Origin of the sequence: Shewanella abyssi (genome assembly GCF_023284025.1) — a bacterium.
Taxonomy (GTDB): Bacteria; Pseudomonadota; Gammaproteobacteria; order Enterobacterales; family Shewanellaceae; genus Shewanella; species Shewanella abyssi.
Genome location: NZ_JAKIKR010000002.1, coordinates 108,283 through 128,809, shown reverse-complemented (window position 1 = coordinate 128,809; position 20,527 = coordinate 108,283). Strand labels below are relative to the sequence as shown.

Sequence of the window (20,527 nt, the reverse complement as noted above, 5' to 3'; positions counted from 1 at the left end):
CAGTTAAGCTTACCCTATACACACCAAGTTACGTCCGCCACCTTTCGCTTCATATAGGGCGAGATCTGCGCGCTGAAGCATGTCATCTACACTCTCTCCCGCTGTAAAATCAACAACACCAGTACTAACAGTAATCGTCAAATCACCTTTGCTGGTCACTACAGGCTTGCTCTCCATCTGCATTCTAAATCGGTCTAATAACGCAAATGCTTTTTCTACACTAAGCCCTTTAAAGCCGATAACAAACTCTTCACCACCAAATCTAGCCACGGTAAAATGCTGTGAAAAAGATTGCGTTAATCGCGCTGCAAACTCGATGAGAACTTCATCGCCCACATCATGGCCATAGCTATCATTCACTTTCTTGAAAAAGTCGATATCCATTAACCCTAAAGACAGCACTCCTTGATTTCGAGCGATGACAGGCAATTTGTCTTCGTACAAACTAAAGAAGTAACGTCGATTAAATACATTAGTGAGATAATCTAGGTTTGCTTGCCCCCAAAGTTTCGCCATCATGTCTAGAGCATCCAACGTGTTGAGCACTCGACAATGAAACTCTTCATGAACAAAGGGCTTTTGTAAAAAATCATTAGCGCCATTCTTGATAAACCGAGCCGATAGACTTTCATCACTGTCACTCGATAAACCAATAATCGCCAAATCTTCTCGACTGAATTGCTCTCTAACGTTAATGATCAGTCCGAAACCATCCAGTCGAGGCATATTGTAATCGGTAATAAGCAGTTTAATATCAGGATTATCTTTGAGGGTATCGAGCGCTGCCACACCATCATCAGCTTCGATAACCTGAAAAAGGTGCTGCTCTAATAGACTACGAATAAACTTACGACTCACAACTGAATCGTCAGCCACCAGCACTTTAACGCTTTGGTTTCGCTGTAAGCGCTTTACCAATTTAGCGGTATATTCATAGCTAAAACGGTTTTCTTTTAGCACATAATCGACGATGCCTAACTGTAATAGTCGCGACCTTTCTTGAGGGTTCCAGCTTCCGGTTAATACGATACAAGGGATCTGCTGTGCTAGAACAAACTTTACTATCTCTCCCTCCTGAGCATCAGGCAGATTGAGATCAGTCACCGCGACAAAGTACTCGTTATCTAACAATAGCTTTTTCGCGCTAGCCATATCGGGGGCGACATCGACTTCACAAGCTAATTCTTGGGTCAATAAATGGCGCATTACCCTAGATACAACTTGGCTATCTTCAACGACTAAGATCCGCAACTTAACTCTCCTTCAATCCCTACTCCTTCTCCACAAAACCTAAATAGCTCTTTATCAAAAACCTTTTTAATGATTAAGTTTGCATGTAGAAAGGGAAAACTGCACCTATGCCATGCGGCACATTTTTAAATTCTGTGAGCAGCTTAACGCTTAGTAGTCCGAAACGGTATATATTAGGTTAACTTTATGCAACTTTCGTATTAGTCGATGCATCAAGTGCATTAACGCTTGTTGCCTGCTGAGGATGTTCTAGCGGGGTTTTTCTTAAATCAATGACAACAGTGGCTGAAATTTTATCTTGGATAGCTTGTCTATTCGCATCCCAAAATATTTGGATGAAACCTAATAAGCCAGTCGTAAATCCTGCGGCATAACCGCCATATCGACCAAAGGCTGCCCACAGGGTGATTTTAGAACCATCGAGCTGAATGACGCTTATCCCCAGCAGTTTCTTACCCAGTGTTTGACCATCAAACCAAGCCGTAAACACGGTAAAATAAAAAGCGGCCCAACCAAAGCCTAAGCCCATATCATTTAAAAAGCCGATTAACCAGGCTAACGGACTCGAGGTTGGATCATCTGTCGATGTAGTGTCGCTATCACTGCCTACATCGTCCCAATCAATTTTATCAATGTCGCTAAATTCATCCTTCACACTGGGCTTGACGCGTGTTTTAGCTGCTGTAGCTTCGTCGCTAGCCTCTATAGCTAGCTCTACAGGAAGCGCTTTGGTGGGAGTATTCATTAGCTCAGCTTGCAATTTATCTATCTCTTGCTTAGATAAAGGCAGGTCATCGATCAATTCTTGTAATATTCGGCCCTGTTCATTCGCCGATAGGTTGGAACGTGTTAACCCATCTTTAACAGCAGCTAAACCTTGTAGAGCGCATTTATAGTCTTGGCACTGACTCGCAAAAATTATCGCTGGCAAGTAATGGCTTAATTCTGTCAATGTTTGCAACGTTTCAGAACCAGAATCTGCTTGAGGGTCTATCGATTGGACTTGTCCGCTCTGTGGTGTGCTATCGCGGCTGTCCTCTTGATAATTTACCAACGCAAATATCATTCCAACCAACATCAAAGCGTAAAGCGCCCATTTTATTGCCTTGCCCATTGTGCGGCTTCTTTTGTGGATCACCACGGTGAGCGCAACCATTAAGACAAAGATCCAACCCGCATTTTCAGCCAAAGCAGCAACAAGTAACCCATCAACAATAATCGCTAATGCACGCTTTAAAGGGCTTGCTAATGGTTTGTAAAGTACCTTGGGGGCGATTTTAAAGGCGTAAGGCGTGACTAATGACTTGGGATCTATCGCTTCATCAAGGTGTGATTTATTCATCTATACTTTCCAGTCACAAGGGCGGGTCGTTTACTCAGAGGCTTATACTACCACCAGGTTAACCTTATATTAACAATTGAATCCTATAGAAATACTATTGAATACATATAACAGCAATCGCTTTAATAACTAAAAGGAATAACGAAGAACAAACAATCACTTCTATTGCCGCAAAAGACGATTATGCTTTAGCAATGCATTTTAAGGAGCAAGCAGCCCATGAGCAAAATTTTTGAAGATAATTCACAAACAATTGGCAACACACCACTTGTCCGTTTAAACCGTGTTAGCAATGGGAAAGTTCTTGCCAAAATTGAAGCACGTAACCCAAGCTTTAGCGTCAAGTGCCGCATAGGTTCGAATATGATTTGGGATGCCGAGAAGAAAGGCATATTGACCCAAGACAAAGAACTTATCGAACCTACATCGGGAAACACCGGGATCGCGCTTGCTTATGTTGCTGCAGCAAGAGGCTATAAGCTGACGTTAACCATGCCTAATACCATGAGTTTAGAGCGTCGTAAATTGCTTAAAGCACTGGGGGCGAATCTGGTGCTGACTGAAGGCGCCAAGGGCATGAAGGGCGCCATCGATAAGGCGGAAGAAATTCGCCAATCAGCACCTGAAAAGTACGTACTATTGCAGCAGTTTAATAACCCTGCAAACCCAGAAATTCACGAAAAAACGACCGGACCTGAAATTTGGAATGATACCGACGGTGAAGTCGATGTTATCGTAGCGGGTGTCGGTACGGGCGGAACAATTACCGGTGTGAGTCGTTATATTAAGAACACCCAAGGTAAAGCTATTACCTCTGTTGCTGTTGAGCCAGTTGATTCACCTGTCATCGCGCAAACGCTTGCAGGCCAAACGATACAACCTGGCCCCCATAAAATTCAAGGTATCGGTGCTGGATTCATTCCAGGCAACTTAGATCTTGAACTTATTGACCGTGTTGAAGCCGTTTCTAATGAAGACTCGATTGAGATGGCACACCGTCTTATGCAAGAAGAGGGGATCTTGGTTGGGATCTCATCTGGTGCTGCCGTTGTTGCTGCGAATCGCATCGCTGCATTACCAGAGTTTGAAGGTAAGACGATTGTTGTTGTACTACCATCAGCAGCAGAGCGCTATCTTTCTTCAGCGCTGTTCCAAGGCGAATTTAGTGACTCAGAAAACGTGCAGTAAACGATAAGCTAAACTATAAAACCCAAGCATTAGCTTGGGTTTTTTATTGCGCTGACAATATGATTAACGGTGGTTTCTACCACGCTTTTTAGCACACTCTCATCTACTCTTTTTCTGAGTGAAAACTGATACTCTAGTAATCGAATAATTGCCAAAATCTGATGTGCATCTTCATAAGCTGTTTTCGAGCCAAATGCACTAAAAAACGTTTTAATGCTTTGTAGAAAGGATTCATCAAGTAGGATAATTGACGAAGCAAGCTGCTGATTACGTAACGCTTCTTCATGAAAAGCATTTTCCAAAATCCGATCGTCAGGATGGCTTAGCTGCTCTTTTATATGTGCACATATAAACTCACTTAAACGTGCAACGATTAATGCCTGTAACTCAACCCTAGATAAGCTTGGACTCACTGCAGCCATATTATTTAGCAACTGGTAGCTTTGCTCTTCTAACGCCTTATTCATCCATAGGGTTTTTTCAGCAAAAAAAGTGAGTGCATCACTAATCAAATCTTTAATATCTTTAAAGTAATAGGTTGTTGATGCTAAAGGGACCCCAGCTTCTGCCGCCACTGCTCTATGGCGCACACCGCGAATTCCCTCTGTTACGATTAACCTTAACGTCGCCTCTAAGATCTCAACGCGTCTAGACTGACCATCACTTCGGCTGGCTTGACGACCTACGTAGGTCAAAGGTACAAGCATAATGGCTTCCTTTAGACTAATAAACACAGGGTTCTATTAACTCCATTGAATTAGCCCTAAACAGCCTGAAGCAAGATCCAGTTCAAACAATGTTGAGACTGTAACATGTAAGATACCTCTCCACTAATTCTGCAGCAGCCTTGTCTGGTTTAACTTATGCCTTTTTATCGTTCCCCTCTTTCAATCGGTGCATTTGACGCCAAGTTTGAAGCGCAAAAAATTGCTTTCGCTCCAATCAGCTTTCAGGTGGCACGCTGCCTACTAAAATTTAACCTATTACAGCTTATTTCTGATTGTGGTGTAAAAGGCTGTAGCGTAAACACTTTAGCAAGCCAGTCCGAATTGTCTGAGTATGCCGTTGGTGTGTTAGTTGATATGGGGCTAAGCATGGGTCTGTTATACCTCAACGATGATGCATATGTGCTCGACAAGATAGGTCACTTCCTACTGCATGACGATATGGCGAAAACCAACTTAAACTTTACCCATGATGTGTGCTATCAAGGCCTGTTTGAATTGGAAGCTTCACTTCTAGAAGGCAAACCTAAAGGGTTAGCCTCGCTGGGTGATTGGCCAACTATCTATCCCGGTTTAAGTCTATTACCCGACGAGATAAAGAAGAGTTGGTTTGAGTTTGATCATTACTACTCAGATCACGCATTTGAATCTCTATTACCGCTGATTTTTAAAGCAAAACCAAAACATATCGTCGATGTTGGTGGCAACACAGGTAAATGGGCATTAGCTTGCACAGGTTTTAATAGTCAAGTAAAAATCACCATCATGGACTTGCCAGGCCAACTAAAAGTGGCAATGGAAAATGCTCACAATGCCGGTGTTGCCGAGCGCGTAAAAGCCTACGCAACTGATCTGCTCGATGAAGCCAAGCCATTTTGTGAACATGGCGACCTGTATTGGATGAGCCAGTTTTTAGATTGCTTTTCCGAAACTGAAATTCTCAGTATTTTGCAACGGGCAGCATCTGTTATGCGTAGCGACAGTGAGCTGTGTATTTTGGAAACCTTCTGGGATCGCCAACCCTTCGAAGCCGGCGCCTTTTGTGTCAACGCAACCTCTCTGTATTTTACTGCTATTGCCAACGGTAATAGTCGTATGTACCACAGTAAGACCTTGCTAAAGCTCATCAGCCAAGCCGGACTTTTTGTCGACGAGGATATTGATGGAATTGGCCTAGGACACACTTTGCTGCGCTGTAAGCTAAAACCTTAGGGCTGTTTTCTACAAGATGATTAAATTTTTTTGAAACTGACATTAAGCCAACTTCAATATTAATTACTAAAGAGTCATTCTAAAATACGTCCATAGAGATTGGATGTTGGAGATACATGATGACTGTTACAAATAACACACTAAGGCACAGAGTGTCCCGCTTACCAAGCCCTATGGCAGGGCTTGCATTAGCCATTGCTAGTCTGGGCTGGGCTTGGGAAAGTATGTCGCCGAGCATTGGCGGCATTGCGCAACTGAGTGGTGCCTCGATTGCCGCTATTCTTTTACTGATGTTGGTGACTAAGTTTGTGCTGCACCCCAAAGTACTCATCGCCGAATTATCTCACCCAGTGATTGGCAGCGTGATCCCTACTTTTGCAATGGGGCTAATGGTGGTTTCAGCGGCTATCGGACAATATAGCCACAGCCTAGCGTTAACATTATGGCTTTGTGCTATCGTGATCCATCTTATCTTTCTCTGTGTGTTTATCTACAATAGAGCGGTCGATTTTAAACTTAGCCATATGGTTCCTAGTTGGTTTGTACCCCCCATTGGCATCATTGTGGCGGCGGTATCATTCCCACAAAGTGAACTATTCCAGCTGCAAAACCATTGGATTGCCAACGCGACTCTTAACTTTGGCATGCTAAGTTACCTCGTCATGTTACCCATTATGCTTTACAGACTTATTTTCTGTGAACCCATACCAGACGCAGCAAAGCCAACGATTGCAATACTGGCAGCACCTGCAAGCCTCTCTTTAGCGGGTTACCTCACCATATCAGAGCAGCCATCAGTCATCATTGTCGGTGTATTACTGACCTTAGCACTATTAATGACCAGTATTATCTACCTCGCCTTCTTTAATTTATTAAAACTCCCCTTCAGTCCAGGTTATGCCGCATTCACTTTTCCAATGGTTATTGGCGCAACCGCTTTATTCAAAACGGTCACTTGGATCATCAATACTTTCGGCGAAAACGACCTTTCAATTAACTTATTATTAACAGCAAAGTTCGAGCTAGTTATCGCAACCATCATTGTTATTTATGTCGCGGTGAGATACTTAAGTCATTACAACCAAAAAAGTAACCTAAGGTTGGTTTAGTCGTAGGGAGAATCTCTCCCTCTACAATAAACAACTCATTGCCAAACTCACCGTCAAAACTAAAAACGCTTAGAACCGTCTCTAGACTCCTCTGTTAATCATCCCTTTAAGCACGATATCGTGGTAACTCACCAGTCCGACAATTTTCCCCTGCTCTAAAACGGGTGCCTTGGTAATGCCGAAGCGGTCAAATAAGCGCGCGCAATATCGAACGTCCATATTGCCATCGACTGCCAGTACCGGCTTAACCATGATTTCGTAGATATTGACTCGCTCTGGGGCTTTATCTTGCGCTAATACCTTTTTGGCTATATCACTCATCAACACCATGCCGTATTCGTCATCATCGTGACGCTTATTCACGAACAACACATTCACCTGATGTGAAACAGCTTGCTCGATGGCTTCTGCAACGGTCTGCAGCCCATCGACCATGGCATAATCTTGGCACATCACATCATGGTTTCTGATTAAGATTGGCTTATTCATATCTGATCCTCAATATCATGGCTCAATTGCTGTACTTGGTGGGCAACGCCAACGGCATCTTCTACATCTATTTGGATAGCAATACCTTTACCTGAATCGCTATCGAAGCCACCGACCTTGTTGACCGTTTCTAAAATGGCGCGGCTAAGGTGCTCCTCCACCAGCAGTAGAACGACATCGCGCTGGATATCGAGCGACAATCCCATGAAGGTCTTCTGTTTTTTTAATCCCTCGCCACGAGCATGATTAATCACAGTGGCACCCGTAGCACCTTTACTTCGAGCAGCATCGAGAATCGAGTCTGTGCATGCGTCATCGATGAAAACAATGATGAGTTTAAAGCGCATTATTTCGCTCCTTTTGAGTTCTATTTTTGTAATCAACCAATTGGGCGTACGCCATCACGGTGATTATCGGAAATAAGCTGGCAAAAGCGATTAAGCCAAAACCATCAATTAGCGGATTACGACCCTCGACATTGGTCGCCAAGCCTAAGCCAAGTGCGGCCACCAAAGGCACGGTAACGGTAGAGGTGGTTACTCCCCCTGAATCATAGGCCAACGGCACTATCATTTTTGGCGCATAAAAGGTTTGGATCACCACAATGAGATAGCCCGCCATAATGTAGTAGTGGATAGGGTCTCCGACCACGATTCGAAAGCAGCCTAGGCTAATGCCGAAGGCGACTCCAATGGCAACGGAGATCCGTAATCCCTGAATACTGATACTGCCACCGGATACCTCATTGGCTTTTATCGCCACTGCCATTAGTGATGGCTCAGCAATTGTGGTGCTAAAGCCTATCGCCGCGGCAAAGATATATACCCAGTAGTAGTCTTGCCAGGCGTTAATGTCTATTGAGGGGTCGTCAGCGTGGATAAACCCATGTGAGGTCAGTTGTTCTGCCATCGCTTCGCCAATAGGAAATAGCGCGAGTTCTAAGCCTACTAAGAAAAAGCTCAGTCCTAAAATAACGTAAACAAAACCTACAGCGACTTTACGCCAGTTGGCGATTGGCCTTTTTAATACTCCGAGTTGAAAGCCAAACAAGATGACAGCAATTGGAATAACGTCCCGTGCAGTTAACAACAGGGTCTCTAGTACTTTACTCAACATCTCCATTACAACACCACCATTCCATAGATAAGCACAAATATCATCGGCATCAAGCTGGCGAAGGCGATTAAACCAAAGCCATCCAACATCGGGTTGCGGCCTTTAATCGTACTTGCAAGCCCCACTCCAAGCGCGGTGACTAAGGGCACTGTGATGGTTGAGGTCGTGACGCCGCCAGAATCATAGGCGATGCCAATAATGCTCTCTGGAGCAAATGAGGTCAGTACCATCACCAATATATAGCCGCCAATAATGATGTAATGAATTGGCCAACCTTTTAAAATTCGTACTACACCTAATAGGATTGCGAGCCCTACCGATAGCGCCACGGTGAGCCGGAGCCCCATGGCGTAATTGTCCATTGAGGCGTCAGATTTAACAATCGCGCCCGCCTCAGCAGCGACTGCAGCGGCTTCGTTTGCCACTGCGGTGAGCGCGGGTTCGGCTAATGTGGTACCAAATCCGAGTGAAAAAGAGAAAATGACCAGCCAAAATACAGAGCCTTTACGGGCTAAAGCTTGTGCCAGAGACTCGCCTATCGGAAACAGCCCCATTTCAAGGCCAAACACAAAGAAAGTGAGTCCAACAATAATAAAGAGAAGACCGATTAGAATAGAAAAAAGATTATCTGGCGCTTGATGTAACACAAATATCTCAAAAAAGCTGACCACCAAAATGATTGGGATAAGATCTTTAAAGCTATTTAACATCGCTTTGAACAACTGAATAATAGAAGCCATACTCACTCCTTGGGGGCTACACTTTCAGTCTGCCAAAACCACCACGGATCACAACAAGTGATTAACAATATTGTTGATATATGTGAGCCATGTCATGGTGTTACCCTGCATAATACTGATTACATAACAAACAAAGTACGCTAGGGAATGCAAGCAGCAAGTTATCTTAAATCTGCACTATGCTGGGCGCTAAATACTGTGCATCTGCGTGAATGTGACATGGTTAATAAATCGCGATATGGTTAGCGCTTGCATACCGATGATAATGGGCAATGGAGGTTCGATTGATGGCAACAGATATCCTACAACAAGGCGGATGCCTTTGCGGCGCAATACGCTATCAGTTAACTGCAACACCCTTTGCAACTGATTTTTGTCACTGCCGCCAATGTCAGCAGAGCACAGGCTCGGTGTTAGGGGCTTGGATGGATTTCAATATCGAGGAGGTAAGTTGGTTATCGGGGTCAGTCACTGAGTTTCAATCATCAGAATTTGTTCGCCGTGGTTTTTGCCACCACTGCGGCTCAGCGTTAACCTTCAGAGATACTCGTCACCCCAGCTATATAACGTTGGCTATCGTATCACTGGATGAGCCAAACACGGTTCAACCCAGCTACCATATTTACACCGACAGCCAATTAACCTGGCTCAGCCTAAGTGACAGTTGCGCTAGATACCCTCAATCGCGAACCTAAGCTGCAGCAAAAGCCTGAACAGCCTATAAAAAAGCCAATAAGATAATGGGAGCAAGCCCTGTGACATTGGGGCTTGGGTCAATACTCTTGACTAATGTAATGAAAAATCCCCTATCAGTAGATCTCGCCTTCCAGTGACCTAATGTGGAAAGCCTAATGTAAAACAGTTTAAAGCCCTGCTAACTTGGTTAAATATACGTTATGCTGATCGACCGGAACCCATTATTAACATAAAAACAATAATGAAAAAATACCCGCTACTGTTAATTTTATTACTCTCCGCCTGCAGCGGTACTAGCGAAATAGTGCCTGAAGAGTTTGTTGGTCAACTCACTGATTCATTTAAAACTGATATTAAAAATAATGGCTTAAAGCTATTCACCTATCGCGCAGAACTGGTGCAAGGTAGTCATGCTCAGCAAGTTCCGCTTCCCCATGAACAGCGCGCATCACAAAAGAAACGCTCAAAAAAACGTTATCAAGGACCGGATTTAACGGCTTGGACGCAAAAAATTGAGCATGGACTTGAGCAGACAATTCAGATGACAGGTTATTGCAGAGAAGGTTATATCGAGATCAGCCGTTCCATTCAATATGACCGTGGCAACATTAGAGGCGAGTGCAAAGAGGGTGCGACGGAGCAGGATATCGCCAAATTTGATTCCTAATCGACCCTGGCCAGTTATCGATATGCTAACGTCGAGCATGTTGAACTCTCGATCTCAGCTCATTTAGATCTAAACGTTAAAGGGCCTCAATTGAAGCCCTTCATGCTGTGCTATACAGTTTTATGCTTTTAGCTCATTACCTTTAGTACTAAAACTCACTTTGCCAAAATCTTCGAGTATTGCGTAACAGGCCGGCACCATAAACAACACTAAGGCTGTTGACGCAAAAATACCAAATACCATCGACACCACCAGTGGTTGTAACACTTGCGCTTGAATACTGGTTTCAAGTAGCAGCGGCAACATGCCTGCAGCGGTCGTTAAAGAGGTAATAAATACCGCTCTAAAACGTTCTTTACTGGCACTAACTACGGCTTGGTGCACCGTTTGCCCCTCTTCTACATGGAATCGAATATATTGCACCAGTAAGATGGAATCATTCACCACCACGCCAGATAGTGCCACAAAGCCCATTATCGAAGGCATGCTGAGTGAAAACCCAAGTAATAGATGTCCCCAAAACACCCCGATTAGTCCTAGTGGGATCACTGCCATCACCACGAGTGGCTCAAGGTAGCTTTTGAACTGTAAGCTCAAGATGGCAAATACGCCCAGCAAACCTAAAATAAAACCCGATGCCATTGAGTTTTGGGTTGTGGCACTCTCTTTGACTTCCCCCTCAAAGCTGACCCTAATTCCCGGGTAACGTTTGAGTAACTCAGGTAATAACTCAGACTTAAAGGCATTGTTGATCTCCCCACCATTGGCTAAGTGGCTATCCACTTCGGCCGTAATGGTGACAAAACGCATACCGTCGAGACGGGAGATCTTGACGTAGTTGCGCTGCCATTCAAAATTGGCTACTGCCGATAGCGGCACTTGCTCGCCTGACGCACTCAGCGTAATGGGGAAATTGGCCAAGTTTTCCAGTTTTGCCGCATCTGTCTTATCAAGCTGCACGTCAATCTGAATACTCTCGGGCCCAACCTGAATGTAATCGGCCGTTTGGTGGAAATAAGCTCCACGTAACTGACTGGCTAACATCATGCCGTTAACCCCAAAGGCCTCAGCCCCTGGTTTCAGCGTCATTAATATCTCTGATTTACCCGGACGCATGCTGTCCAAAACACCTGACACGCCATTAAACGCTTGAATGTATCGCTGTACTTCAATTGAAGCCGATTTAAGTTGATGCAAGTCATCACCACGCAAACGAATATCTATCGCTCTACCTGCTGGCCCCATAGACGCTTGCTTATAAACAATCGCAATTGGGTCAACGAGTTCACCCACGCCCCGCTCCCACTCACGAATAAAGGTGTTGATGAGAGTTTGACGCACCTCTGCGCTCAGTAAATCAATCTTCACCGTCGCCACATGGGAGCCACTTTCGTTAGCATCTGCATTAAAGTTAAATCGCTCAGTGATGTGCTGTATTAACCTTTGGCCATCCTCTAGCTCACTGTATTTATCATCCAGTGATTTTGCCACACTGACCACCCGTGCCACCACCCGTTCGGTTTGTTCCAACGTTGAACCCGGTGGCAAGATAATGCGCGCTTCTGCCACGTCACCATCAAGCTCAGGGAAACCAATAAATTTGACCATGCCACCGGCAGCTAAAGAAACCGACACCAGCAATAGACTAATCACCGCCCCCATAAAGGCGTAACGCCAAGCGATAACCCATTCAACGGCGGCAACTAATTGCACGGTTCTAAATTGCTCAAAGCGGCGGTTAAATTCGGCCTTAAAGTGACTGGTTTCACGCTCTTTTCCTTGGGCAGCGTGGGCGAGATGATTCGGTAAAATCAAGAAGGCCTCCACCAAGCTGACGCTTAAGATAAGCAATAAGGTTTGCGGTACCACTCGCAACACTTTACCCATGTCGCCTTCCATAAAGGCGATACTGGAGAAGATAAATACTGTCGTTAAGAATGAGGAGATCACCCCCGGTAACACCCGCTTAACCCCTTGGATAACCGCTTCGGTTTTATCCATGCCACGCTCAATATGCGAGGCGATGGATTCGGCAATGACGATGGCATCATCCATCATGATGCCGATTGCCATCAAAAAGGCCACCAGCGTCATGATGTTAATGGTTAAACCCACTTGTGCCATAAAAAACAAGCTACCCATAAAGGCCACAGGCAAACCCATGGCAACCCAAAACGAATAACGCAAATTAAAGAACAACCACATACACAAAAAGACCAGCACCACCCCCTGCCAACCATTTTTCAGTAGCATGGTTAAGCGGTCCCACAATAGTGAGCTCAGGTCATTTGAGGTGTTTAGACTGATCCCATTGGGTGTGCGCAGTTTCTCTGCATCCAAAAAGCTGATCACTTCCTGTTTTAATCTGAGTGAATCTTGCGATTTGTTTTTAAATACAGTCAAAATAGCCGCCGATTCGCCATCAAATCGGATCTGCTCTTCATCCAACTCAAAGCGGTCGCTGATCTTGGCAATATCACCTAGTCGCACCACACCGCCTTGAGCGTTAGAGCGTATAACAATGTTGGCCAGTTTTTCAGGCTCAACTTCACGCTGGTCAAATCGAATCAGTATATTTTTACTGGCCGTTTCTAGCGTGCCGCTGGGAAGTTGTACATTTTGCTGCTCAATCTGAGTGGCAACATCGGCCACACTCATGCCCAGGCGTTTAAGTGAGTCGAGTGATATTTCAACCAACAGCTGGTGCTGAGAAAAGCCTGCGATTTCAACTTGTCGTATGCTGGTATCAAGCTTTAAGCGGCGCTTAAGATCCTCTGCATACGCTTTCAGTTCTGGTTTGCTGGTTGAGGCTGACAGCGCGATATCGATGATCGGTTCGCTGAAATCAAGCTCCTCTACAATCGGCGGCTCAATTTCTGCTGGAAAATCTTTAATGGCTGATATTTTAGTCTGTACGTCAACCAAGTTACGACCAAGATCGGCTTTATCATCTAGTTTTAGCGTCATTCGAGCGACGCCTTCTAACGCGTCACACTTGGTTTCAATAATACTCCCTAAGCTGTCCACAGCATCTTCCATACGCAGACAAAGGTTCTCTTCCACATCTTGCGGCGAGGCGCCTGGCAACACCACTTGTGCAATAATATAGCTGGGTGAAAACTCCGGGAAAGTTTCCCGTTTAAGTTCTGGTAGCGCCTTAATGCCGAGAATAATTAGCGCCAACATCAGCAAATGGGTTGCTGTACGGTGACGTACAAAAAATCCAATCACTGTGCTGCCTCGCTATCTTCGCTGCCAGCTTCGGTGACAGCAGATTCAACTCGTAGTGCCATTCCGCTGACCGCCGGAATAATATCAGTTAACACTAGGCGCATGTTGTCATTGAACTTTCCTTGCACTGCTGCCTGTCCTTCTTGACGAAACAGTACTTGCACGTCAATAAGCTGCAACCTATTATCGCTATCCATTAAGTACATCTTATTACCATGTAGAGCACGTTCTGGCACCATCCAATAGTCTTTAACAAGACCTTTAATCCGCGCGCTAACAAACATGCCATTGACTAATGGTGGCGACTGACCAATTTTGAGTTGCCGATATTGCTGCTCTACTTGCAGCACCACGCTGACGGTTGCCAAAGTGGGATCAACGGTCTCACCGATACGACTTATTTTTGCCGGCCAGCTAAAGCTATACGCCGAACTTTTCAGGGTAATTTCCCCGCTAAGCCCCAACGCTTCGGCTCTAGGCAATTGGTTGTTGAGTCCGTTGGGATTATCGACTGTTTTCATCAGCGTCATCAAATCAGCCAGTGATAGTTGCGCTTCAACTTCCATTATCTCAGTGCCATTGATCCTCGCTAGCACTTGCTGAGGCGACACCACTTGGTTGTTCTCGACGTTGACTTCTGCTACTCGCCCTTCGAAAGGCTGACGGATTTGAGTCTTATCCAGCTGGCTTTGGGCTTCATCTTCACCTGCAGCCGCTTGTAATAGCTGCGCTTGCAGGATCTCAGTTTCATTAGGCATCAGGTTCAAACTGTTATTCAAGTCTTGAATTTTTTGCTTTTGCGCGAGTAAGTTCTGCCGTTCACCGTCGAGTTCAGATTGCGAGATGAGGTTCTTTTTACGCAGCGTTTGTTTACGTTTTAGATCTGACTGCACTAATTCATAACGGTTAGTTTCAATATCTAAAGACAGCTGCAGGTTTTCTAGTTGCAGCGCTTTGCCTGCCAGTTGGCCTTGAAGCGCTTTTCTATCGGCTTGTGCCTGTGCTAAACGAATTTGGTAATCTAAAGGGTCTATCGATAACAATAATGTGCCTTCAGGCAACATTTTTCCCACCGCTAAATCAGGATGCTTATAAACAACTTTCCCACCCACCTCAGGTAACAGTTGCCACTTTACTTTAGGTGAAACACGGCCAAATGCATCGACTTGGGCAACCAGCGAACTTTTGTGAAGTTGTACTACTTCTACCAGTTTACTTGGCTCTGACTGCTCCTCTAAAGGCGGATGTCCTTTAAACATGATGACCATCAATAGCGTTACTACACCGATGCCGACAGCAGGGAAAAAATACCAACGTTTACCTTTAATTACATCCATCAGTCTTGCTCTCCAAATAAACCATGCTCGAGTAACTTAATATTATGTTTTGCTAGTCTTTGATAAAAATCGCCATCTAACTCAAACCCATGTAGCTCGGCCATCGCTTTGGGGATCACAAACGGAAAGATCATTAGGCTCATCATCGACATTTTAACCAACAAGGGATCAATATCAGAGCATTTGTCTAATAGTGACTCAGGCATTGGCGTCAATTCGGTTAGTGGGCTAAACAGCTTCAAAATAACTTCTTTAGCCTCATTTGAATGCTCTGTACTCATTAGCCGAAATAGAAAACGTGGAAAATCAGGCGTTGCAATCGTTCTCTGGTAAAAGTCAGCCATAAGGTCCGCTGGGCTAAACGGCTCGCCGTTTTTCTGCATCGTCTTTTTACGCTGTAGAACCGGTAAAATGAACTCGGCGACCATAGCTTCAAAAAGACCAAGTTTATTACCGAAATAGTAGCGGATCATCGCCATATTAACCCCGGCTACCTCTGCGATTTGGCGAATGCTCACCTTGTCGTAATCTGAAGCGATAAAGCAGATACGTGCTGCGCGGATAAGACTGTCGCGTACTTGGGTGGCAGATTCACTTTTTTGATCTGTCATGAAGGTTCAACTTAGCGTTATTCACTCGAATAATGCTAAGTCTACTTGCTGCTGTACGCTATTGCATGATTTATCGTTATTCAAAAGTCATACTTTTGAATAAATGAAGCTGGATTAAGCCTATGGTTAAATAAGCTTAAATTCGATTTGATACAGTTGAGTGATTGCTGGGTAGATCTCTCTAATCAAGCTTTTAAGTTCATTTAGAGACATGTTTTCTTGCACTGCATGCTGTTGATTAAGCTGGTCGAAATCAACCCATTCAACCGATAAAATCAATGCTTGGCCATAACAACGACCACTTTCCAAATTCGCCAGTTTAACCTGTTGACCCGCCTGATAATGAGACTCGGCCTGATCCCTTAAGGTAATTGTTTTGCGGCCAGCCAAAATATCAGTTTCAAATCGCTGAAAAAAAGTCAGTGTTTCCATTAGAGTCCTTTAGGGGGGGCGAATATCAAATCACGATGCTCAGTTACAGAAAACCATTGACCTAGGTAGCGCCTGAGTAATGGCTCATTTTAGCAGACTCAACATTCAATCGCTGGCACCTAGCTCTTGAACCGTGACTTTAATCATGCAAAAAGTAACAGCGCTACAGCCTTGTCAAAGTAAAGGCTGGCTATGCTTCAATGGAGTAACTTATGAGGTGCAGTAGCCAAGATGTGTGGTTTAAGGTAAAATCCGTTTCCGATTTCAAGCTTGGCGTATTATGCGCTAAAATTGTCTTAGACTGACGCATCGTAGAGAACACATGAACAAAAAACAGAAAATGATCAAAATGACGGCTAAGCGTGCTAAGGCTCGCCTTAATAAGCACACTCCACCTACGATCAAAAAATACGTATCCAAGGCTGAACGTGCTGAGAATTTAGCGAAACTCGAAGCTGAAGAATTAGCGGCACAGAGCACTACCGAGGCTGAAGTATCTATCGATGCTAACGATGTAGACACCACTCCAGCTGGCTAATTAGCCAGCTGTTTTAAGCTATTGAGCTTACTTGGTTGAAGACCCTTCTCCTTTTACACCAATAAGCTCAGCGATTTCATTACTTGCTTCGCAATCTTGCTCCTCTGTCACCATGGCCATATTTGTACATGAAGAAGACAATGGGCTTTGACTGCTTAAACTGAGTTCCTCATCAAACTCACTTGTTACCTCAGCGACTGTCGTTTGAAACGCGCCAGTGGTTTCAGTCTGTCTTTCAGCAACACCTCTTACTTTATCCACTAAGCGATAAGCCATTAATACACCAAGCACACCAAAGATGATTGAACCAATAGCTTGGCCTACAAGTACCCCATGAACGCCGCCCCACAGAGCTCCGAAATACACAAACGGGATAGTGCCTATCGTTGCTTTTCCCACGTTGAACAGCGTTGAATACTTGGCCTTGCCTAAGTTATTAAACGACGCATTGGCAACAAATAATACCCCTGAGAAGATGAAAAAGACCGCTATATAACTGCAGAAAAATAGTATCAACTCTGCTGCATCACCCTTCATGTCAAACACACTAATGATCTGGTTGCGGCTGAAAAACAATAGTACCGAAACCACTAATACATAGGCGCAACAGAACTGGATAGCACGGGTTAATGACTCCTTCACCCGGCCAAACTCCATCGCACCATAATTTTGTCCAACAATCGGGCCCACTGCACCAGAGAGCGCGAAAATCATACCAAATGAAACAGGGATTAAGCGTCCTAAAACGGCCCACCCCGCCACATAACTGTCACCAAAATCTGCAATGGCACGGGTGACAACCGCATTACCAATAGGGGTAGCAACATTGGTTAGCATTGCAGGCCCAGCTATCGCAAAAATTGGCGTCAAGTCGGCAATAAAATGCTCTTTATTAAAGCGGCCAAATAGATTGTGCTTAACAATAACCCCTCTCGCAGCCACGACCAATACCGCTAAACGCGCTAAAACTGAAGCAACGGCGGCGCCTTCTATGCCCATGGCAAACATAAAGATAAAAATAGGGTCGAAAACGGCGTTAACGCCGCCACCAACCAAGGTTGAGATCATCGACAGTTTTGCATCGCCAACGGCTCTTAACGCACTACCAAGGGCCATTGCTAAGCAAATTAACGGCATGGAAGGCACTAAAATATAGAGGTAACTCGCGGCTAACTCAGCCGTTTTTCCTGTGGCACCCACCAGAGCCAGTAGCTCAGGAATAAAAATGAACACACAAATAGCAACAACCACGCTGATGACTAGCGTCACCACGGCGCTATTAAGCAATAACCGTTTGGCTTTTTCTATTTCTTTTGCGCCAATAGCGCGGGACACTAATGCGCCTAAAGCAATGGATAATCCAATACCAATAGAGGTGGTAAAAAATGAGATCGTGCCGGCATAACCCACGGCTGCGGCAAGCTCTTGTTCACCTAATAAACTCAGGAAAAAGATATCCATTAAATCGACCACAAACAGCGCTGATATACCAACGGCGGCCGTTGAGCTCATCACTAATATATGACGCAGAATAGATCCTTGTACAAACTTGGCTACAGCCATAAAACCTCTTAGTCTGTGGTTAATTTTGATGCGTTATGATTCTAATCTAGGGTAACTTTATTTTGAATGTCATCGGCGAAATCCGCTTAACTCAAGCAACACTAAATGTCCGCTTCAAGTTCACTACCACATTTATCACAATACAGTGCGCCGCTTTCGTGACCTACTTTCAAACAATTACTGCAACGGCGTAGATCTCTATGCTTACTAATCTCTTGGGATATTTCGGCGGTTAAAATACCGGTTGGGATGGCAATAATGGAGTAGCCCAATAACATGGTAAATGCAGCAATGGCCTGGCCTAAGCTCGTCGCGGGGGTAATATCGCCATAGCCCACTGTGGTAATCGTCACTATGGTCCAGTAAATGGATTTAGGTATGGAACTGAAGCCATTGTTTGGACCTTCAACAACATACATGATTGAGCCTAGCACTACGACGATTAAACTGACCGAAAAGAAAAAGATAAACACTTTACGACTCGATTGCCGCATGGCTCGCAGCAATATATTACCTTCACTTAAGTAGCGTAATAATTTGAACACTCTAAAAATTCTAAACAGTCTTAGCACCCGGATCACCATGGTGAAATTTGCACCAGGAAAAACTAAGGCCAAGTAGGTGGGAAGCACCGATAATAGGTCCACTACCCCATAAAAGCTTTTAGCGTAGCTCAAAGGACTGGCAGAGCAATATAAACGCAGTAGATATTCCACGGTAAAGATAACGGTAAAGCACCACTCCAATATAATGATAATATCACCATATTTTTCATGGATATGGGCAACGGTATCAAGAAAAACCAGCACAACGCTAATCACAATACAGACAATCAAACTGATATCGAAGAAGCGACCCGCGGGGGTATCAGTGCCAAAAATTATTCGACGAAGCTTAAGCTTAAATAAACTTTCCGTGTCCGTTTCTTTTACCATTTTGACCGCTGTTCCTTGCCATAAAGTGCTGTAAATTCCCACTGAATCCTGCATCTACAGGTTGGATGGGTATAGTGTGACACGCAAACAAGCAGAGCTCAAAAATAATCTTAAGCGGATCCATCAACAATCAGCTGTTTTTCAGGTAACATAAGCTAAATTATTCACCAGCTAAGGGCGTTACGCTCAGGGTTGTACATGCGTTTTTTCTGTTTCTCGATGTTAAAAGTAACACTGCTGCTGTGTAGCCTAATTTCGAGCCTAGCACTGGCTAGCAACAAAGCCGATTTGGTCATAGTCACCAAATCAACAGCGAGTTTATCCTTATTAAGCCAAGGTGAAATATTTAAAACCTATCGAATAGCGATGGGCGATAACCCCGTAGGGCACAAACTAACAGAGGGCGACCAACGCACTCCAGAAGGCCGCTACCTACTGGATTACAAAAAGTTAGACAGTGCCTACTATCGCTCAATTCATATCTCCTATCCTAATGATGAAGACAGCTTACGCGCGGATGCCTTAGGTATTTCGCCGGGAGGACAAATCATGATCCATGGTGAGAACCCCAACTCCAACCTTAGTCCAAAAGAGGCGCAAAATTACAATTGGACCGATGGTTGTATCGCTGTGACCAATACTGAAATGGATGAATTATGGCGTGCCATTGACGCTGGTACTCCCATCGAGATCTGGCCTTAAACGTCGATACTCTTATCGACTCTGTCGGGCTTTTATCAGGACCCCTTATGACATACGAACAATTAAACCAAAGCTGGCCGAGTTTCAGTCAGTCAATTGCTGCCTTCATCACTGAACTGGGTTTAGACAAACTGAATTTGGAATGCGACCACTGCGCTTTACGTGTCAATACGCCGCAAGCTGCAGATGAGCTCCGCTATCAATTTGCAAAACACGGTAACATTATCTCTGACAACATGATCAATGGCAGACCCATACTGATTATTGAGCTTGATTCGCCACTAATGTTAAATAACAGCGCTATTGATTGTGTTGAACTGCCCTATCCTGGTGAGAAAACATACCCACAAGAGGGCTGGGAACATGTTGAACTGGTCTTTAAGTGCGATGCTATCGATTGTGGATCATTGAGCCAGCAACTTATTAATGCAGTGCCTGCATTAGCAGCTATCATCGCTGGCGAAACCGATATTAAGGTAAAGCAAAGTTCACCAAAGGGCGATAAAGAACGACTCGCTAACCCAACCATCGCATTTAAGAAAAAGGGGCTGTGCGTTAAAGTTCACCCCCTCGGTATTAAAGCCGTCATCGCATCGGAAGTTTAGATAGACAAACAGCAACCCATTAAGTTGCTGTTTTTACC

At 44.6% G+C, this 20,527-nt stretch carries 21 protein-coding genes; 8 read left to right on the top strand and 13 right to left on the bottom strand.

Annotated features, from left to right (window positions below; translation table 11 throughout):
• Positions 1-9 precede the first annotated feature (9 nt).
• On the bottom strand, positions 10-1,251 hold the full coding sequence (locus L2755_RS02060; RefSeq protein WP_248979090.1) for a response regulator: 1,242 nt from the start codon (positions 1,249-1,251) through the stop codon (positions 10-12).
• A gap of 184 nt (positions 1,252-1,435) precedes the next feature.
• Positions 1,436-2,593: an RDD family protein gene (locus tag L2755_RS02055; RefSeq protein WP_248979089.1), complete on the bottom strand. Its 1,158-nt coding sequence runs from the start codon at positions 2,591-2,593 to the stop codon at positions 1,436-1,438.
• Positions 2,594-2,812: 219 nt separating this feature from the next.
• Here L2755_RS02055 and cysK point away from each other — a divergent pair, with 219 nt between their 5' ends.
• Positions 2,813-3,781 (top strand): cysteine synthase A, encoded by a 969-nt coding sequence (cysK, locus tag L2755_RS02050; protein ID WP_248979088.1) that lies wholly within the window; start codon positions 2,813-2,815, stop codon positions 3,779-3,781.
• Positions 3,782-3,810: 29 nt separating this feature from the next.
• On the opposite strand, the gene L2755_RS02045 is transcribed toward cysK, so the two are convergent.
• Positions 3,811-4,488, bottom strand: coding sequence for a TetR/AcrR family transcriptional regulator (locus tag L2755_RS02045; protein ID WP_248979087.1), 678 nt, complete (start codon positions 4,486-4,488; stop codon positions 3,811-3,813).
• Positions 4,489-4,644: 156 nt separating this feature from the next.
• On the opposite strand from L2755_RS02045, the gene L2755_RS02040 reads away from it, so the two are divergent.
• Both L2755_RS02040 and L2755_RS02035 read left to right on the top strand, forming a co-directional pair.
• A complete protein-coding gene (locus L2755_RS02040; protein ID WP_248979086.1) occupies positions 4,645-5,718 on the top strand; it encodes a methyltransferase in 1,074 nt (357 codons plus the stop codon).
• 119 nt (positions 5,719-5,837) lie between these two features.
• Entirely contained in the window at positions 5,838-6,827 is a 990-nt protein-coding gene (locus L2755_RS02035; protein WP_248979143.1) for a TDT family transporter, read from the top strand.
• 81 nt (positions 6,828-6,908) lie between these two features.
• Here L2755_RS02035 and L2755_RS02030 read toward each other — a convergent pair whose 3' ends face one another.
• Genes L2755_RS02030 through L2755_RS02015 form a run of 4 tightly spaced genes read right to left on the bottom strand, consistent with a single transcriptional unit; the run spans position 6,909 to position 9,172 of the window.
• Complete coding sequence (locus tag L2755_RS02030; protein ID WP_248979085.1) at positions 6,909-7,316, bottom strand: CBS domain-containing protein; 408 nt, start codon at positions 7,314-7,316, stop codon at positions 6,909-6,911.
• Positions 7,313-7,663, bottom strand: coding sequence for a P-II family nitrogen regulator (locus L2755_RS02025; RefSeq protein ID WP_248979084.1), 351 nt, complete (start codon positions 7,661-7,663; stop codon positions 7,313-7,315). The genes L2755_RS02030 and L2755_RS02025 overlap by 4 nt, the downstream gene beginning before the upstream one ends.
• Positions 7,653-8,438 (bottom strand): DUF1538 domain-containing protein, encoded by a 786-nt coding sequence (locus L2755_RS02020; protein ID WP_248979083.1) that lies wholly within the window; start codon positions 8,436-8,438, stop codon positions 7,653-7,655. Before L2755_RS02020 ends, L2755_RS02025 begins: the two co-directional genes overlap by 11 nt.
• Positions 8,438-9,172 (bottom strand): DUF1538 domain-containing protein, encoded by a 735-nt coding sequence (locus L2755_RS02015; protein ID WP_248979082.1) that lies wholly within the window; start codon positions 9,170-9,172, stop codon positions 8,438-8,440. The genes L2755_RS02020 and L2755_RS02015 overlap by 1 nt, the downstream gene beginning before the upstream one ends.
• A gap of 287 nt (positions 9,173-9,459) precedes the next feature.
• Here L2755_RS02015 and L2755_RS02010 point away from each other — a divergent pair, with 287 nt between their 5' ends.
• Together L2755_RS02010 and L2755_RS02005 are read left to right on the top strand one after the other, a co-directional pair.
• Complete coding sequence (locus tag L2755_RS02010; RefSeq protein ID WP_248979081.1) at positions 9,460-9,867, top strand: GFA family protein; 408 nt, start codon at positions 9,460-9,462, stop codon at positions 9,865-9,867.
• Positions 9,868-10,109: 242 nt separating this feature from the next.
• Entirely contained in the window at positions 10,110-10,535 is a 426-nt protein-coding gene (locus L2755_RS02005) for a hypothetical protein (RefSeq protein WP_248979080.1), read from the top strand.
• A gap of 120 nt (positions 10,536-10,655) precedes the next feature.
• Here L2755_RS02005 and L2755_RS02000 read toward each other — a convergent pair whose 3' ends face one another.
• The 4 genes from L2755_RS02000 to yqfB form a co-directional block, all read right to left on the bottom strand.
• On the bottom strand, positions 10,656-13,766 hold the full coding sequence (locus L2755_RS02000) for an efflux RND transporter permease subunit (RefSeq protein ID WP_248979079.1): 3,111 nt from the start codon (positions 13,764-13,766) through the stop codon (positions 10,656-10,658).
• Complete coding sequence (locus tag L2755_RS01995) at positions 13,763-15,103, bottom strand: efflux RND transporter periplasmic adaptor subunit (RefSeq protein WP_248979078.1); 1,341 nt, start codon at positions 15,101-15,103, stop codon at positions 13,763-13,765. Before L2755_RS01995 ends, L2755_RS02000 begins: the two co-directional genes overlap by 4 nt.
• Positions 15,103-15,714 (bottom strand): TetR/AcrR family transcriptional regulator, encoded by a 612-nt coding sequence (locus L2755_RS01990; RefSeq protein ID WP_248979077.1) that lies wholly within the window; start codon positions 15,712-15,714, stop codon positions 15,103-15,105. The genes L2755_RS01995 and L2755_RS01990 overlap by 1 nt, the downstream gene beginning before the upstream one ends.
• A 126-nt stretch (positions 15,715-15,840) precedes the next feature.
• On the bottom strand, positions 15,841-16,146 hold the full coding sequence (yqfB, locus tag L2755_RS01985; RefSeq protein ID WP_248979076.1) for a N(4)-acetylcytidine aminohydrolase: 306 nt from the start codon (positions 16,144-16,146) through the stop codon (positions 15,841-15,843).
• Positions 16,147-16,468: 322 nt separating this feature from the next.
• Between yqfB and L2755_RS01980 the strand changes: the two genes are divergently transcribed.
• Positions 16,469-16,684, top strand: a complete 216-nt coding sequence (locus L2755_RS01980; RefSeq protein ID WP_248979075.1) for a DUF2986 domain-containing protein — start codon at positions 16,469-16,471, stop codon at positions 16,682-16,684.
• Positions 16,685-16,711: 27 nt separating this feature from the next.
• Here the strand turns inward: L2755_RS01980 and L2755_RS01975 are convergent, their stop codons facing one another.
• Positions 16,712-18,247, bottom strand: coding sequence for an MATE family efflux transporter (locus L2755_RS01975; protein WP_248979074.1), 1,536 nt, complete (start codon positions 18,245-18,247; stop codon positions 16,712-16,714).
• A gap of 101 nt (positions 18,248-18,348) precedes the next feature.
• A complete protein-coding gene (locus tag L2755_RS01970) occupies positions 18,349-19,182 on the bottom strand; it encodes an ion transporter (protein ID WP_248979073.1) in 834 nt (277 codons plus the stop codon).
• Positions 19,183-19,380: 198 nt separating this feature from the next.
• Here L2755_RS01970 and L2755_RS01965 point away from each other — a divergent pair, with 198 nt between their 5' ends.
• Entirely contained in the window at positions 19,381-19,884 is a 504-nt protein-coding gene (locus tag L2755_RS01965) for a L,D-transpeptidase family protein (protein ID WP_248979072.1), read from the top strand.
• Between the two features lie 47 nt (positions 19,885-19,931).
• Positions 19,932-20,489 (top strand): VOC family protein, encoded by a 558-nt coding sequence (locus L2755_RS01960; RefSeq protein WP_248979071.1) that lies wholly within the window; start codon positions 19,932-19,934, stop codon positions 20,487-20,489.
• The last annotated feature ends 38 nt before the right edge of the window (positions 20,490-20,527 follow it).